Annotated in this window: 12 protein-coding genes; 5 read left to right on the top strand and 7 right to left on the bottom strand. The window is 43.1% G+C overall.

The window, feature by feature from the left end:
- The first annotated feature begins 43 nt into the window (after positions 1-43).
- Positions 44-937, top strand: coding sequence for an AEC family transporter (locus L2096_RS05155; RefSeq protein WP_227264984.1), 894 nt, complete (start codon positions 44-46; stop codon positions 935-937).
- Between the two features lie 30 nt (positions 938-967).
- Here the strand turns inward: L2096_RS05155 and rdgB are convergent, their stop codons facing one another.
- The 7 genes from rdgB to L2096_RS05190 all read right to left on the bottom strand — a co-directional run bounded on the left by rdgB (position 968) and on the right by L2096_RS05190 (position 9,241).
- Positions 968-1,600 carry an RdgB/HAM1 family non-canonical purine NTP pyrophosphatase gene (gene rdgB / locus L2096_RS05160; protein WP_250364985.1) on the bottom strand — a complete coding sequence of 211 codons (633 nt, stop codon included), beginning with the start codon at positions 1,598-1,600 and terminating at the stop codon, positions 968-970.
- Between the two features lie 79 nt (positions 1,601-1,679).
- Positions 1,680-2,267 carry a tetratricopeptide repeat protein gene (locus tag L2096_RS05165; RefSeq protein ID WP_004932816.1) on the bottom strand — a complete coding sequence of 196 codons (588 nt, stop codon included), beginning with the start codon at positions 2,265-2,267 and terminating at the stop codon, positions 1,680-1,682.
- The gene (metW, locus tag L2096_RS05170; RefSeq protein ID WP_004932817.1) at positions 2,264-2,857 is read right to left on the bottom strand and encodes a methionine biosynthesis protein MetW; all 594 of its coding nucleotides are present in this window, start codon (positions 2,855-2,857) and stop codon (positions 2,264-2,266) included. Before metW ends, L2096_RS05165 begins: the two co-directional genes overlap by 4 nt.
- Entirely contained in the window at positions 2,857-4,020 is a 1,164-nt protein-coding gene (metX, locus tag L2096_RS05175; RefSeq protein ID WP_151814937.1) for a homoserine O-succinyltransferase MetX, read from the bottom strand. The genes metW and metX overlap by 1 nt, the downstream gene beginning before the upstream one ends.
- 85 nt (positions 4,021-4,105) lie before the next feature.
- Positions 4,106-5,803: a 2-isopropylmalate synthase gene (leuA, locus tag L2096_RS05180; RefSeq protein WP_004943722.1), complete on the bottom strand. Its 1,698-nt coding sequence runs from the start codon at positions 5,801-5,803 to the stop codon at positions 4,106-4,108.
- Between the two features lie 451 nt (positions 5,804-6,254).
- The gene (locus L2096_RS05185; protein ID WP_151796139.1) at positions 6,255-6,938 is read right to left on the bottom strand and encodes a Fe2+-dependent dioxygenase; all 684 of its coding nucleotides are present in this window, start codon (positions 6,936-6,938) and stop codon (positions 6,255-6,257) included.
- Positions 6,939-7,045: 107 nt separating this feature from the next.
- Positions 7,046-9,241: a TonB-dependent receptor gene (locus L2096_RS05190; RefSeq protein WP_004932828.1), complete on the bottom strand. Its 2,196-nt coding sequence runs from the start codon at positions 9,239-9,241 to the stop codon at positions 7,046-7,048.
- A 534-nt stretch (positions 9,242-9,775) separates the two neighbouring features.
- On the opposite strand from L2096_RS05190, the gene tig reads away from it, so the two are divergent.
- The 4 genes from tig (at position 9,776) to L2096_RS05210 (ending at position 14,111) form a co-directional block, all read left to right on the top strand.
- Positions 9,776-11,110 (top strand): trigger factor, encoded by a 1,335-nt coding sequence (tig, locus tag L2096_RS05195; RefSeq protein ID WP_004932831.1) that lies wholly within the window; start codon positions 9,776-9,778, stop codon positions 11,108-11,110.
- A gap of 194 nt (positions 11,111-11,304) precedes the next feature.
- A complete protein-coding gene (clpP, locus tag L2096_RS05200; protein WP_004932834.1) occupies positions 11,305-11,910 on the top strand; it encodes an ATP-dependent Clp endopeptidase proteolytic subunit ClpP in 606 nt (201 codons plus the stop codon).
- A gap of 28 nt (positions 11,911-11,938) precedes the next feature.
- Positions 11,939-13,252 (top strand): ATP-dependent Clp protease ATP-binding subunit ClpX, encoded by a 1,314-nt coding sequence (gene clpX, locus L2096_RS05205; RefSeq protein WP_151753412.1) that lies wholly within the window; start codon positions 11,939-11,941, stop codon positions 13,250-13,252.
- A 145-nt stretch (positions 13,253-13,397) separates the two neighbouring features.
- Positions 13,398-14,111 carry a DUF2846 domain-containing protein gene (locus tag L2096_RS05210; RefSeq protein WP_119690859.1) on the top strand — a complete coding sequence of 238 codons (714 nt, stop codon included), beginning with the start codon at positions 13,398-13,400 and terminating at the stop codon, positions 14,109-14,111.
- Positions 14,112-14,143 lie beyond the last annotated feature (32 nt).

Below are 14,143 nucleotides of genomic sequence, written 5' to 3' on the forward strand. Positions count from 1 at the left end.
AGACTCAAGTTGAATGAGTTTATTAAACATATAAGGCGATGTTGTGAATTTAGTTTTGCCCGTCGTGGCATTTATTGTTGGGCTTTTGCTGGCACAAGGTACATACAGTGAGCGACTCAAGCCATGGCTTGCCACTGTGCTTGCCCGTGTATTTATCCCAGTTGTCATTATTTACAACATGGTATTTTATCAGGCGGGAAGCCTTGCCTTAATGCTGTTTAGCTTCGTTGTCTCTTTAATCTTGTTTGCTGTCTATATGGCCTTGTTTAAAGAGCGACTGGGCGCACTGTGCTTTAGTTATGTCAATATGGCGTGGCTGGGCTTTCCTTTTGCAATTGCGATTTTTGGCCCTCAAATCAGTTCGGCCATGGTGGCGCTTTATATTGGCGGTTCTATTTTTGGCAATATTTGGGCAGTCACAGCTGTTTCTGATGCGCCGCAGTCCATGCGGATCATTGTGCAAAAGGTCGTACAGTCTCCGCCATGTATTGCGCTCATTCTGGCTGGGCTATGCCGTTTGATCGGGATACAAAATATTCACGATCCTCACATATTTGAGCTTATTTACAGTGCTGCGAAAATAGGGATGAGCTTTGCTGGCATGTGTGTGCTCGGCATGTGGTTACGACATACAAAAGTGCATGTTCAGGATTTAAAACGTAGTGCTGCCATTTTAGGTTTAAAAGTGATCTGCGGCGTCGTGCTCTGCACATCAGCTTATTTTTATTTACCCATTGCCAATATACAGCAATCGATTGGCGTAATGTTTTTACTGTTTTGCTTGCCACCCGCGGCGAATATTGTGGCACTGGAAACACATTATCAAGGTACCGGTGTATCGGCTAAATATATTGCATCAGGTACAATCATGAGCTGTATATTAATTGCACTCTATGCACTGATAATTCATACAACATCTTTGCTGAGTTGGATGTAAGGCGAGCCTCACATCCACTTCGAGGCGTGATTAAACCGATGTCGAAAGACTGTCGCGGAAAAGCTGCATGGCTTTACCACGGTGACTGATTTTATTTTTTTGTTCTTTTGGCATTTCGGCGCTACTCATACCGAGTTGAGGTAGCCAAAACAGCGGATCATAGCCGAAACCGTGCTCACCTTGCGGTGCATCGAGAATCTCGCCGTGCCAGAAACCTTCAAAAATACGCGGTAGCGGATCATCAGCATGTTCCACAAAAGCCAATACGCAGACAAACATACCGGCAATCGGCTGATTGCGCTGTCGATAAGGGCGTAAATCCTCTAGAAGCTTTGCGTTATTGGCGGCATCATTGCCATGATCGCCCGCATAGCGTGCTGAATAAATACCCGGCGCACCGCCCAAAACAGGTACACACAGGCCCGAGTCATCTGCAATAGCGGGTTTGCCTGAAATCTTGGCGGCATGGCGCGCCTTGATAATGGCATTTTCGATAAAGCTTAAACCATCTTCAATGGCATCGGGAATATTGAGCTGACCTTGTGGAATGACATTAACAGGAAGTTTGAGTTCGCCAAACATCTTTTCAAACTCACTAATCTTCCCTTTATTGTTACTGGCTAAGACCAGTGTGCCTTGATTTAACCATGCTGAATTGGACATAATAAATGCTCGAACAAAATTTTGAGGTGATTTTAACAAAAGAAAAAGCACCCGAAGGTGCTCTTAATGCTAAAAAAATTTACTGCGCTTGAATCCATTTGTCTGCACGGTCAACCGCTTGACGAATCTGATCTTGGGTCAGGTTTGCTGCCAAAGCTGTTTTTTTGCTTTGCGACATATTGATGACTTTATTGTCAAGCATGCCATCGCGGGTGGACAGTTCGTACCACTGATAAGCACCCTGATAGTTTTTCTTTTGCTCTTCCATCATTGCCAGATTGTAGCTGGCACGGTTATCACCATTGCTGGCCGCTTTTTCAAAATACTTACGCGCCATGCTTTCGTTTTTAGCTACACCCACGCCATCTGCATACATACGGCCTACATTTAACTGAGCAGGGGATAAGCCTTGATCTGCTGCTGCTTTAAACCAAGTAAACGCTTGCTTATCATCTTTGGCAACATCTTTACCATGTTGGTAATGTGCGCCCAGATAAAACTGAGCACCTGCCTGACCAGCTCGTGCAGCTTGAGTCAGTTCGCTGATACTCATCACTGAATAACGTGCAGCCTGTGCAGCAATCGATTGGGGTTGTGGAACGTAATCGGCATGTGCTTGAAAACTTAAAAGTCCAATTACTAGTGTGCCAAACAGTGCTTTTTTCATAGAGCGCTCACTCGATAAATTGCGACTTCACCAAACAAATTCGGGACATGCTTACTCAGAAGGCTCCCTTGCTGATTCCCATTCACGGCAAGTCGATTAATAATTTGAATATCATTTTCAGCACAGAGTGCTTCAAAATCCTTAAATGTACACAGGTGGATATTGGGTGTGTTATACCACATATACGGCAGCGCATCTGAAACAGGCATCATTCCTTTCAAGGCTAAAAAAGAGCGCGTTTTCCAGTGCGCAAAGTTTGGAAAGGTAATAATGGCTTGTTTCCCTACACGCACCATATCGCGTAATAACACGTCAGGTGCATCGACGGCTTGCAGTGCTTGTGCCATCACCACCGAGTCAAAAGACTGGTCGGCAAAACGGCTCAAGCCCAAGTTCAAATCCTGTTGAATAATATTTAACCCGCGACTGACCGCAATTGCAATCTTTTCTTGATCAATTTCTAGTCCATAGGCACGAATTTGATGTTTTTTGCTCATATGGGCCAATAATTCACCATCGCCACAGCCCAAATCCAGCACACTTGTACCCGGTTTAATCCATGTTTCTGCCAGTTGTTGGTCAATACGCATTAGATCGCCTCCAGATTTGGTGTCGATTTGAGATGTGCCTCACCACCTAAAAATGCGCGAAGCGTTTTGACGTAAAGTGGAATCGGAAACAAAAATGAATCGTGACCTTGCTCGGCATCGATATCGAGATAAGTCACAGGTTTATGATTGGTAATCAGCGCATCTACAATTTCTTGTGAACGCTCAGGTGCAAAACGCCAGTCGGTGGTAAAAGACACCACTAAAAAGCGACATTTTGTTTTGGCCATGGCGCGGGTCAGCGACTGCTCGTATTCACGTGACGGATCAAAGTAGTCGAGTGCCTTGGTCATGATTAAATACGTATTGGCATCAAAGTTTCGGCTAAATTGCTCGCCTTGATAACGTAAATAACTTTCGACCTGAAACTCAACATCAAAGCCATACATAAATTTACCCGATTTTAAGTCTCGGCCAAATTTTTGCTTCATGGCTTCTTCTGATAAATAGGTAATATGCCCCACCATACGTGCCAAAATCAGACCACGTTTTGGATAACTGTCATGTTCTAAATAACGACCGTGATAGAAGTCGGGGTCGGAAAGAATCGATTGGCGGGCCACCTCATTAAAGGCAATATTTTGTGCAGAAAGTTTTGGCGCACTGGCAATAATCACACAGTTTTTGAGACGATCTGGATAATCGACCGACCATTGCAGTGCCTGCATTCCGCCCAAAGAGCCACCAATTACGGCATACCATGCATCAATTTTTAGACGGTCTGAGAGTAATGCTTGTGTTTTGACCCAGTCACGCACCGTCACCAGTGGAAAGTCAGGACCATAAGGACGGTTTTCATTTTCAGGATTAGGAGATGTCGGGCCTGTCGATCCGTTACATCCGCCAATGTTGTTTAAGGCCACCACAAAAAACAAATTGGTATCAATCGCTTTGCCGGGGCCTATGCATGCATCCCACCAGCCTGCTTTTTTATCGTCTTGATGATGATAACCTGCTGCATGATGATGGCCAGATAAGGCATGACAAATCAAGATGGCATTCGAATGATCGGCATTGAGTGTACCGTAGGTTTCAACCATAAGTTCGAAACGCGGCAAGATACGTCCACATTCTAAATGCAAAGGATCTTCAAATTGGAATTTTTGCGGAGTAACCAACCCCACTGAGTCAGATGGAAAAGACACGGGAGCAATTCGCCTTTTATCTTTAAATCAATAATAAAAGAAAGGATACCATAGGTATCCTTTCAAAAAGAGGGTTTTAGCGAGATTAAACTGCGGCGGCGGCCACTTGATCCGTACTGAGCACGCCTTGCTCAATCAAGCGGTTGGTACAGGCTAAAATCGCTTCAATAGATGAGGTGACTGTATTGTCGTGTACGCCTGCACCAAATGCACTCTTGCCGGTTCCTTTAACCTGAATTTCAATCAAGGTGAGGGCTTTGGCATTGGCACCCGAACTGATACTGCGTTCTTCGTAGTTCAAAACATCAATTGGCAATTGAAGCGCATTCATAAAGGCCGAAATTGGTCCATTGCCTTCACCGCGAAGCTGCTGAACTTCACCGTCGATATCCACATCTAACTCAATAATTTGAGTACCATTAATATCTGAAAGACGATAGTTTTTGGCAGTATAGTGCTGTTCTTTCACTTTCACATAAGTGTCTTGAAACAAGGTCCAGATATCAGATGCACTGATTTCGGTTCCATTTTCGTCGGTACGCTGCTGTACAATCTGTGAAAACTCGATCTGTAAACGACGAGGCAACACCACGTTGTAATTCGATTCGAGCAAGTAAGCAATACCGCCTTTACCAGATTGGCTGTTCACACGAATCACGGCATCGTAGTCGCGGCCCAAATCTTTTGGATCGATTGGCAAGTATGGCATATCCCAGATGTCTTCGTTTTTCTGGAACTCAAAGCCTTTTTTAATGGCATCTTGGTGTGAGCCTGAAAATGCAGTGAAGACCAAATCACCCGCATATGGATGACGTGGATGCACAGGCAAGCCAGTACATTCTTCAACTGTCGCAATGATTTCATTAATATTAGAAAAATCTAGCTCAGGTGCAACGCCTTGGGTGTACATGTTTAATGCAATCGCAGCCACATCGACATTTCCGGTACGCTCGCCGTTTCCAAACACGCAGCCTTCCACACGGTCTGCACCAGCCATAATGGCAAGTTCAGATGCCGCAATACCACAGCCACGGTCATTATGGCAATGCACCGAAATAATCACACCGTCACGACGAGCAAGATTGCGATGCATCCACTCGATTTGGTCGGCATATACATTCGGTGTAGAAACTTCGACTGTAGCCGGTAAGTTTAAAATCACTTTGTTTTCAGGTGAGGCTTCCCAGATTTCGGTGACAGCATCACAGACATCTTTGGCCACTTCTAATTCAGTGGCAGAGAAACATTCTGGGCTGTATTGAAAAATCCAGTCGGTCTGAGGGTATTGTGCAGCGTATTCTTTTACTTTTTCAGCGGCGTTAATTGCCAATTTTTTGGCACCCTCAACGCCAACATTCAACACTTTTTGGCGGAAAGTTGGAGAGTTCGCATTGTAAATGTGCACAATTGCACGCTTGGCACCCACCAAAGATTCAAACGTACGTTCGATCAAGTGATCACGTGCCTGAACCAATACCTCAATGTACACATCATCTGGAATATGATTTTCTTCGATGAGTTTACGGGTGAAATCAAAATCGATTTGTGATGCCGATGGAAAGCCAATTTCAATATGTTTGAAGCCGATTTTGACCAACATTTGAAACATTTTAAATTTCTGTTCAATGCTCATCGGCTCAAAAATGGCTTGGTTGCCATCGCGTAAATCCGTACTCATCCAGATCGGCGCTTTGGTGATTTCGTTATTTGGCCACTGGCGATCAGGTAAATCGACACGTTGATACATACGGCGATATTTCTTGCTTGGATCTGCTAACATCATGAGAGTGCTCCTTGTTGCAGTGTGCATGCTGTCGTGTTATTGGCGTTGCGCACTGCTCTTATATGGGTATTCAATAAAAAAGTGAAAGTCAAAAATTAAGGCTGCCGATTACGGCATAAGGTTTATACGCGCGCGAGGCGCAGCATCAGGAGAGCCATGATGGATGTGGTGAGCGAGGGACAAGCAAAAACGTGTTTCATTTCCATATACCATGAGTTAAATGCTGAGGTATTTCAATTCACTCAATACCATTGTTGATCATTTGAGTCTAGGCGAAAAACCACAGGCATGCAAAATTATAGTGTAGATTTTAATTTGAAAAACTGGAAAATATTTCCCTGAGTTTTGCATATAATTTAAATTAAGTGGAAATTTTTCCCACTTAAAATTCTTAATTCGATAAAAATTATTATCTCTAAAACATTTTCCGAATATTGTAAGTATCTGCTTATTACAGCTCAGACCACATGCGCATGAGATTGTGGTAGATGTTGGTTAGCTTAACCACTTCAGCATAACCATCACCATGCTGCATGCGAAGACTGCGAACACTTTCATCTAAGTTAAACAACAAATGACGTTTACTGTCATCACGAATTAAGCTTTGCACCCAGAAAAAGGAGGCAAAACGTGTCCCACGGGTAATGCTGCTTACTTCGTGTAGGCTGGTCGCCGGATACAGTACAACATCTCCGGCAGGAAGTTTGACTTCGTGATAGCCGTAAGTGTCTTCAATCACGAGCTCACCGCCATCGTATTCGTCTGGTTCACTCAAAAATAGCGTACATGAAAGGTCGGTACGCATTTGCTGCTGTGTGCCTCGAATTAACCGAATCGAGTTGTCGACATGAAAGCCAAAGCTTTCCTGAACATCGTAACGGTTAAACAGGGGGGGAATCATTTGATGCGGAAGTGCAGCTGCCTGAAATATCGGATGATTCCAGATGGCTTTCATGACTCGGTCACTTAACTCGTGGGTCAGCGGGTCTTGCTCTGAAAGTTGTTGATTGTTTTTTACAGAGGCAGACAGTGTTCCCGCGGTAACTTTTCCATTAACCCAGTTGGCACTAAGCATAAGGGTACGAAATTCGGCAACTTGTTCTTTACTGAGAACATTTGGAATATGATGGATCACGTGTAAAACCTGTCTGTTCAGTGGATTTAAAATTAAAAAATAGCCCCATGCTGAGGCTATTTTAAATGATCAAGCATCAATCTCAACGAGGTTGAGCTGAATAGCGATTAGTATTTAAAGTTGATTGCCAACACTGCATTGCGACCGTCACCTTCAAAAGCATAGTGTGCCGCATGTGCGCTAGTGAAATAGCGTTTGTCCGAAATATTGTTGATGTTGAGCTGTAGATTCACATTCGGATTAATATCGTACTTGGCCATGGCATTATAAATGGTATATGCCGGTAAGTATTTCTCTGCTGTTGTACTTGAGTTTACAAAGACTTTGTCTTTGTACTGTGCACCTGCACCAAGGGTGAATTTTGGCATCACTTTATAAGTTGACCAAAGCGTCGCACTGTTTTTGGCTACAAAAGGAATTGGACCGCCCGATGGTACGGCTGTACCACGTGAATAGCCACCATTTTTCAGTTCGCTATCGAGGTAGCTATAGCCAGCAGAAATATCCCATTTTTGTGTGATATGACCGTTTAACTCCAGCTCAAAACCATCAACTTTGCTGTCACCTACATTTGAGTACAGACCAGATGCATCCTGAATGCGTGTATTTTGCTTTTCGGTACGGAAAATGGCAGCTGTTAAATTAGCACGCTTATCAAATAAATCCCATTTAGTGCCCAATTCGGCAGTACGTGCTTTTTCAGGTGAAAGATCTGCAATCGAGGTACTCACACTGGATTCGCTGCTGTCTCCTTGACCAATTCCCACAGGGTTTGCAGATGTGGCATAGCTTACATAGATGCTGCCATTTTCTGTTGGCTTAAAGGTCAGACCAGCTTGATAAGAGAAAAAGTCACTGTCACTGTCTACATCGACACCTGTAGATGCGACACCAGCATAGTTCATCGCGGCTTTATGATATTTCACACTGGTATCAAATTTATCCCAACGCACGCCTAAATTCAGTAACCATTGTGGCGTGAATTCAATGCTATCCAGTGCGTACAATGAAGTTGTTTTACTGCGTGTGGTATACATATTGGCATAAGGTGTAATGGTACCCGTGTATGCCGGATTACTTGGGTTATAGAGATCTGTGCATTGATAGTTGGTGCTGGTACAAGTGCTACTTGTGGCAGGTGTGATATATAGACCAAGATCAGTGCTTTGATCGCTGTATTCAATACCAGTATTAAAACTGTGCTTGAGCATGCCAGTATTAAATTTACCTGTTAGAGCCAGTTGATCTGCAAAGGCATCGGTATTTGAGATACGACTCAACGAATGACCACGCCATACGGTGCCATTAGCCACATTACCTTTTGAATCGTCAGCATTAGTATAAATGTAGTCAGTTTTGGATTTGGTATAGGTGGCTACATTCGATACAGTGAGATTATCACTTAAATCGTGTTCAAGCTTGAACGTACCAATGTGGTTTTCGCGTTTATCAAAATCACGATTTTTCCAGCCGTAGTAAGTGCCTTGCTTTACCGAAATCGGCTTGCCGCCTGTGGTTGGAAATGGAATACCTGCATCTGGTTCATCGTAGCTTTGTAAGTAGTAATAACTGAGCAAACCACGTGTTGCAGTACCCAGCCCCCACGCAATACTCGGGGCTAAACCGACACGATTGTATTCGGCACCATTGCTTTGGCCCGGCTTTTCATTTTGATGTCCCATCACGACCACACGGCCTGCAACACCGTTGCCGAAATCTTTGTTGGCATCGAGTTGAATATGACGGTAATTATCTGTGCCGCCAGCAACAGTCCCTTGGTATTCATCGCCTTGGTGTGCCTGTTTGGTGATCAGATTGATACTACCACCCACGCCGCCACCACCTGAAAGAGTAGAGCTTGAGCCTTTGGTGACTTCAATTTGTTCGACTGCAAAGTTATCACGATTTTGTGTGGTGGCATTTCTTACGCCATCTACATAAATGGAAGACTGCGCGCTATATCCACGGATATAAGGCGTATCACCAAATGGTGTACCGCCTTCACCGGCTGCAAAGGTAATGCCTGGTACATTTTGCAATGCTTGGGTTAAAGAAGTTGCACCCGTATCCTGTAGTAATTTTTGTGAAACGATCGCAACGGATTTTGGGGTATCGAGTAGCGGCGCGACATATTTTTTGTTGGCAGATGTATCAACTTTTAAGCTTTCTGTTTGTTCTGCTTGTGCACGAATGGTCGCAAGGTGAGAGACCTCGTCTTGCGCAATAACGGGAGTGGCCATAACAGCGAGGGAAGAGGCAATAGCAGAAGAAACAATCTTCTTTCGAGTGGTGATAAACGCCATAGAAGTCTCAGTATCAATAAGAAACAGTATGCGAATAATAATGATTATTATTAAAATTTGTAGTCGAATGTAATTGGATTTAATTATTAAAAATGGAGAAATTATGGAATTTAAACGATACCAAATTTGCTATTTTGGTATAGGTTATTGTTTTAATTTGTATTTTTTAAATTAATTAAATTTTAAGAAGAGAAAAAATCATTTTTTTATAAATTTTTTAAGACTTTTTTAATATTTCAATAAATTTTTTTGGTAGTAACGACTAAAAGACTTTATATCATTTAAGTAAATGCGCTGAGACTTTCTTTCAGCTATTCAATTCATCACGATAAAGTGGTGATCTAGCGCAATCTGTGCTGTAAAGATGCTACAAATCTGATTTGATCGCTTTATCAGACCTATTTCAGCCAACTTTACCTTGAAAAATGAATAAAAAAGTTGCAATTTCATGATCCGTTTTGTATATCGGTAAAGTTGTCATATAATGTGGCACTTTAAAAATTGTTACTACCTAACCAAATTATCGAGGAAGCCATGCAAGTAACGACTGAAGCGGTTTCGGGCGTTGCCCGTCGTTTAAATGTTTCTGTACCGACGAGCCGTATTAATGAGCAATTTGAAGCTCGTTTAAAACGCACTGCCAAAACTGTGAAAATCAACGGCTTCCGTCCTGGAAAAGTGCCTTTGTCTCGCGTTCGTTCAGATTTCGGTGCTGGCATTTACCAAGAAGTGGTCAATGACATCATTCGTGACACCGTATTCGAAGCGATTCAACAAGAAAAAATCAATGCTGTTGGCATGCCAAACATTGAAAAAGTTGAACATAAAGATGATGCTTTGGTGTACGAAGCAACTGTCGAAGTGTACCCAGAAGTTGAAGTAAACGCGTTTGATGCATTAGAAGTTGAGCGTAAAGCGACTGAAATCAACGACAAAGACGTTGATGTCATGATCGAAAACTTGCAAAAACAACGTCAAACTTGGGCTGTGACCAAAGGCATGGCGAAAAAAGACATGCAAGTAACTTTTGATTTCGAAGGCGAAGTAGACGGTGAGAAGTTTGAAGGCGGTTCTGCTGAAGACTTTAAATTGGTCTTGGGTTCTGGCCGTATGATTCCGGGCTTTGAAGACGGTATCGTGGGCATGAAAGCGGGTGAAGAGAAAGTCATCGATGTGACTTTCCCAGAAGATTACCAAGCCGCTAACCTTGCAGGTAAAGCAGCGAAATTCAAAATCACTGTGAAGCAAGTTGAAAAACCAAAGCTTCCAGAAATCGATGCAGAATTCTTAAAAATCTTCGGTCTTACTGAAGAAGAAGGCGTAGAAAAGCTAAAATCAGATGTACGCAAAAACATGGAGCGCGAAGTACGTAACGGTCTTCGTAACCAAGTGAAACAAGCGACTTTTGATGCACTTGTTGCAGCGAACGAAATCGAAGTGCCTGAAGCAATGGTTGCACAAGAAATTGATCGTCAGCGTCAGCAAATGATTCAGCAGTTCACGCAGCAGTTTGGTGGTGCAGGCGCTCAATCATTTGACAAGAGCATGCTTCCAGACGAATTGTTCAAGGAACAAGCTGAAAAATCAGTGAAACTTGGCGTACTTGTAAGCAAAGTACTTGCTGATGCGAAACTTGAAGTTGATCAAGCGCGTGTTGATGCCTACATCGACGAAATGGCGTCTTCTTACGAAGATCCAACAGAAGTCGTTGAATACTTCAAAAATGATCAGCAACAACGCGCTCAAATCGAAGCTGTTGTGCTTGAAGATCAGGTAGTGGACCACATCTTGGCTGCTGCAAAAGTAACAGATACAGCGGTATCTTACGAAGAGTTGTTAAAAGAACAGCAAGCTCGCCAAGCGCGTTAATTGTTGTTGATAAAAAAGGGCGCGCAAGCGCCTTTTTTTATGGTTGTAGTGATTTTGTTGTGTTTCAACCAAATCCGCTATCTTCAGCTGAAATTATCTGATATTTCCTTTGGAATCTTTTTGCAATTTCAGTAATTATCCCTCATATTGTGATTATGGGTTAAGTTACAAAAAATTTAGGAATAAATAAACGTATGTATGTTCCAACGATTGAAAATGCTTTAGTTCCTGTTGTAGTTGAACAATCATCACGCGGCGAGCGTTCATTTGATATTTTTTCACGTCTTTTACGTGAGCGAGTCATCTTTTTGACGGGTGAAGTCGAAGACAATATGGCAAACTTAATTGTTGCTCAGATGTTGTTTTTAGAAGCAGAGAACCCAGATAAAGACATTCACCTTTACATCAACTCACCAGGTGGGTCGGTGACAGCGGGCATGGCAATTTATGATACCATGCAGTTTATCAAGCCTGATGTCGTGACTTACTGTATGGGTCAGGCTGCATCTATGGGTGCTTTCTTGCTGAATGCGGGTGCCAAGGGCAAACGTTATTGCCTTGAAAATGCACGTGTTATGATTCACCAACCTTTAGGTGGATTCCGTGGTCAGGCATCGGATATCGAAATTCACGCGCGTGAAATTCTATTTATCAAAGAGCGCTTAAATCGTCTGATGGCAGAGCATAGTGGCCAAGACTATGAGCGTGTCGCACGTGATACCGATCGTGATAATTTCATGACTGCGCAAGCGGCAAAAGAATACGGTTTAGTCGATGCAGTGCTCTCTAAACGTCCCTAATTTTTAAGATTTAAGTTGTGGAGTAGATATGTCCGAACATCCTCAAGGACAAAAACACTGTTCATTCTGTGGCAAGTCTCAGTCTGAGGTTGGGAAACTAATCGCAGGCGAGAACGCCTATATCTGTAATGAATGCGTGGATGTGTGCTTGGATCTTGTTCAAACGAGCCAGCAAGTTGAAGCAGGAGATTGGGCAAGTCGTGATTTGCCAAAACCTCATGAGATTCGGGCGGCACTCGATCAGTATGTGATTGGTCAAGATCTGGCAAAGAAAACCTTATCTGTTGCGGTATATAACCATTACAAGCGTTTAAAAGCAGGACAGTCTGGGCAGGCCAACAAGCAACATGCAGTCGAAATTGCAAAAAGTAATATTTTGCTGATTGGACCAACGGGTTCTGGTAAAACTTTACTGGCACAAACACTGGCACGTTTGCTGGATGTACCGTTTGCAATGGCTGATGCCACCACCCTTACCGAAGCAGGCTATGTGGGTGAGGATGTGGAAAATATCGTACAGAAGCTGCTTCAAAAAGCAGATTACGATGTCGAGAAGGCGCAAAAAGGGATTATTTATATCGACGAGATCGATAAAATTACCCGTAAGTCTGAAAACCCATCTATCACACGCGATGTTTCGGGTGAAGGTGTGCAGCAAGCCTTGCTTAAAATGATTGAAGGCACTGTGGCTTCTATCCCGCCTCAAGGTGGTCGCAAGCATCCACAGCAGGAATTTATCCAGATTGATACTTCAAATATCCTGTTTATTTGTGGTGGTGCTTTTTCTGGTCTGGAAAAAATTGTACAGCAGCGCCATGAAAAAGGCGGTATCGGCTTTAATGCAGAAGTCAAAAAGAAAGACGAAAGCAAAAAGCTGGCTGAGCTTTTCCGTCAGGTTGAGCCAACCGATTTGGTTAAATTTGGTTTGATTCCTGAATTTATTGGCCGTTTGCCAGTGATTGCAACGCTTGAAGAGCTAGACGAAGCAGCACTCATGCAAATTTTGACTGAGCCAAAAAATGCATTAACGCGTCAATACGAATCTTTATTCCAGATGGAAAATGTAGATTTGGTATTTGAAGAGTCGGCTTTACGTGCCATTGCCAAAAAGGCATTAGAGCGTAATACCGGTGCACGTGGTTTGCGTTCGATCATGGAAAATGTATTGCTTGAAACCATGTACGACCTACCAAGCCGTCAAGATGTCGGTACTGTGATTGTCAATGAAGAGGTGATTCAGGGCAAAGCTGCGCCTGTTTACAAGAAGGAACATTTAGCCAAAACATCTGGTCAAGCGCAAAGTGCTTCAGACCTAAAGGTGATTGATTCAAAATCGGCTTAATTTATTTCGTCTGAAAAAGCATGATTTGTTTACGCATTTCATGCTTTTTTATTGGCTTTAAAAACAGCTGGTGTTAATCTAAAAAAACAAAAGATGCAAAGTGATTGCTCAAAAATAATTCAAAAAAAGCGCTTCGAGGGATGTCATGCGTAATCTATGTTTTTTATTATGTGGTGTGGGGTTGCTTACAGGATGTCAGCACAGTGTGCCTCAATCGTCTGATGCGCAAGCACTGCGCTCGACTTTACCGCCTGTCGATGTGACGCAGAAACCCGGAATTACCGATCAGTATCATGTCGGGAAATTTAGCGTGGGAGGGTGGGTCAATCAAAAACTGGGTCAATACTTTCAACCCATTCAGCCACAAAATCCACAAGCGGCCGTGGTATATCTATATCGACCCGACACGCGCTGGAATCAGCAGGAAATCGCGGCAGCCAATTTATTTATCAATGGTAAACGCATTCCAAGCTTGTTAAACAATCATTATTACTGGATTGAGCTTCCCGCGGGTACCTATCGACTGTCGAGCAGTCGTCCACTCACAGTGTTTCATTTTCAAGACCCTAAATATATCGACATGAGTGTTGAGGCTGGACAAAGCTATTACGTGAAATACGATGAAGAAAATCCGGGGCGCAAAGAGCGCTCTGGACCATTTTTAATCGTGCCTGAAAAAACTGGGCGCAATCAGATTGCATTTACCCGTCTAAAATCATCGAGTTATAATTTTGTTGCACAAGATCAAAACGGTAAGATTCGAAGTAAAGCGCAAGAGCTTAAACCGGCAAAGTACGATGAAAAGAGTGATGTATTGTTGGTCAAGCCGTTTAAACTGTGGAATCCACTCACATGGTGAGTGAGCGTAAAATCTGAAGAATAAAAAAGCGC

It is taken from the genome of Acinetobacter sp. ACZLY 512 (genome assembly GCF_023614015.1).
GTDB classification, from domain to species: Bacteria; Pseudomonadota; Gammaproteobacteria; order Pseudomonadales; family Moraxellaceae; genus Acinetobacter; species Acinetobacter soli.

Excerpts from the sequence above, each read along its gene's own strand:
- rdgB (WP_250364985.1), bottom strand. The coding sequence starts at position 1,600 with ATGTCCAATTCAGCATGGTTAAATCAAGGCACACTGGTCTTAGCCAGT.
- L2096_RS05165 (WP_004932816.1), bottom strand. The coding sequence starts at position 2,267 with ATGAAAAAAGCACTGTTTGGCACACTAGTAATTGGACTTTTAAGTTTT.
- metW (WP_004932817.1), bottom strand. The coding sequence starts at position 2,857 with ATGCGTATTGACCAACAACTGGCAGAAACATGGATTAAACCGGGTACA.
- leuA (WP_004943722.1), bottom strand. The coding sequence starts at position 5,803 with ATGATGTTAGCAGATCCAAGCAAGAAATATCGCCGTATGTATCAACGT.
- L2096_RS05190 (WP_004932828.1), bottom strand. The coding sequence starts at position 9,241 with ATGGCGTTTATCACCACTCGAAAGAAGATTGTTTCTTCTGCTATTGCC.
- tig (WP_004932831.1), top strand. The coding sequence starts at position 9,776 with ATGCAAGTAACGACTGAAGCGGTTTCGGGCGTTGCCCGTCGTTTAAAT.
- clpP (WP_004932834.1), top strand. The coding sequence starts at position 11,305 with ATGTATGTTCCAACGATTGAAAATGCTTTAGTTCCTGTTGTAGTTGAA.
- clpX (WP_151753412.1), top strand. The coding sequence starts at position 11,939 with ATGTCCGAACATCCTCAAGGACAAAAACACTGTTCATTCTGTGGCAAG.
- L2096_RS05210 (WP_119690859.1), top strand. The coding sequence starts at position 13,398 with ATGCGTAATCTATGTTTTTTATTATGTGGTGTGGGGTTGCTTACAGGA.